Source organism: Chryseobacterium contaminans, from assembly GCF_001684955.1.
Lineage (GTDB): Bacteria > Bacteroidota > Bacteroidia > Flavobacteriales > Weeksellaceae > Chryseobacterium > Chryseobacterium contaminans.
Genome location: NZ_MAYF01000192.1, coordinates 1 through 1,967, shown reverse-complemented (window position 1 = coordinate 1,967; position 1,967 = coordinate 1). Strand labels below are relative to the sequence as shown.

At 37.7% G+C, this 1,967-nt stretch carries 3 protein-coding genes; all 3 read left to right on the top strand.

Features of this window, described 5'->3' with window-relative positions:
* The coding region (locus BBH99_RS11445; protein WP_185111070.1) for an isocitrate lyase/phosphoenolpyruvate mutase family protein at positions 1 to 341 on the top strand (341 nt) is incomplete at its 5' end.
* A 2-nt stretch (positions 342 to 343) separates the two neighbouring features.
* Positions 344 to 1,387: a bifunctional transcriptional activator/DNA repair enzyme AdaA gene (locus BBH99_RS22975; RefSeq protein WP_066695633.1), complete on the top strand. Its 1,044-nt coding sequence runs from the start codon at positions 344 to 346 to the stop codon at positions 1,385 to 1,387.
* Positions 1,388 to 1,416: 29 nt separating this feature from the next.
* On the top strand, positions 1,417 to 1,967 hold a 551-nt coding region (locus BBH99_RS11435; protein ID WP_066695635.1), incomplete at its 3' end, for a DUF2911 domain-containing protein.

The following is a 1,967-nucleotide window of genomic DNA, read 5'->3' as shown; positions in this document are numbered from 1 at the left end:
AGGTCTTTATCAATATAAGAACAGATCCTTTTTTATTAGGAATGGAAAATGCACTAGAAGAAACACTAGAAAGAATAAAGCTGTTTGAAAAACTGAACGTTGATGGAATATTCGTTCCCGGAATAATAAACATTGAAGACATTAAAACAGTGGTAGAGGCAACATCCCTTCCTGTTAATGTTATGTGTTTGCCGGATCTTCCGGATTTTGAAACGTTAAAATTATCAGGAGTAAAAAGAATTACTTCAGGAGCCTTTTTAAACAGGCATATTTACAGCGAACTCGAAAGAATAAGCGATACTATTACCAATAACAAAAGCTTTGCAGCACTTTTCATCTGATTATGGAACTCACGGAAAAAATAATGTATGATGCTTCCTTTCGTAAAGATTCTTCATTTGAAGGTATCTTCTGGATGGGAGTAAAAACAACCGGCATCTTCTGCAGGCCAACCTGTACAGCCCGGAAACCCAAATTTGAAAACGTAGAATTCTTTTTCAATACAAAAGATGCTATGTTGAAAGGTTATCGTCCCTGTAAAGTTTGTAAGCCATTGGAAACAATGAACGTAACACCTTTGCATATCAAAGAATTGCTGCAGGAAATTTCCGATGATCCCGCTTTAAAACTTAAAGATTATGATCTGGTAAAAAGAGGCCTGGAGCCGGCTACAGTGCGCAGATGGTTCCTGAAGCATCATGGGGTGACTTTTCATGCCTTTCAGAGAATGTCTAAACTGAATACTGCATTTAAAAAACTTCAGCAAGGAGAGCTTGTTACAGAAGTAGCTTTTGATTCCGGATATGAAAGTTTAAGTGGTTTTAATGAAAGTTTTAAAAATATTTTCGGGGTATCACCGGGCAGGAACAAGACAGAAAAGATCATTGATCTGAAAAGAATTGAAACGATGCTGGGAACAATGGTTGCCTGTGCTGACGAACATGGAATCTGTCTTCTGGAATTTTCTGACAGAAAAGCTCTTCCCACAGAGCTGAAACATATTTCAAAGTATTATAACGCCAATATTGTACAAGGTGAAAATCTTCATTTCATAACACTGGAAAAAGAGCTTTCAGAATATTTTGAAGGAAAAAGAACAGCGTTTACAGTGCCACTTTCTCCAGTAGGAACAGACTTTCAGAAAGAAGTTTGGAAGATTTTGCAGCAAATCCCTTATGGAAAAACCCGAAGTTATCAGGAACAGGCCGATATTCTTGGAAGCTCTAAATCAGTCCGGGCAGTAGCCAATGCCAACGGAGTAAATAAAATATCTATTCTAATTCCCTGTCACAGAGTTATTGGAAGCAATGGACAGCTAACAGGTTATGGCGGTGGAGTATGGAGAAAACAAAAATTATTGGAGTTGGAGAAAGCAATTTTATTTTGATTTTCGTAATTTTAAACAAAAATTTACACGTGAAAAAATTATTAGCAGCAGTTTGTATTTCAGTTTCAGCGTTTGCTTTAGCGCAGGATTACTCCGTACCGGCGGTAAGCCCGCGTCAGAAAGTAGAACAGCAGTTTTCCATGTCTAAAATTACGATCGATTATGGAAGACCGGGAGTAAAAGGACGTAAGATTTTTGGAGAACTGGTTCCTTATGGCCAGGTTTGGAGAGCAGGAGCTAACTCATCTACGAAAATTACATTTGGACAGACCGTTAATTTTGGAGGGAAAAATGTTCCGGCAGGAACTTACGGATTATTCATTGTTCCTACAGAAAAAGAATGGAAAGTAATTCTGAATAAAGATTTTCAACAATGGGGTGCTTATACTTACGATCCAAAACAGGATGTAGTAGATGTTACAGTGCCGGTAAATAAACTGGCAGACAAACAGGAGTGGTTTGAAATTACCCTGAACCCGACAGATGAAAATTCAGGAAATCTTGTAATAAAATGGGATATGAATCAGGCAGAAATTCCGGTAAAACCAGCAAAATTAGATACGGTAATCAAGATTTCTGA

What these genes read in the sequence shown, in the direction of transcription:
- BBH99_RS22975 (WP_066695633.1), top strand. Translation starts at nt 344, where the DNA reads ATGGAACTCACGGAAAAAATAATGTATGATGCTTCCTTTCGTAAAGAT.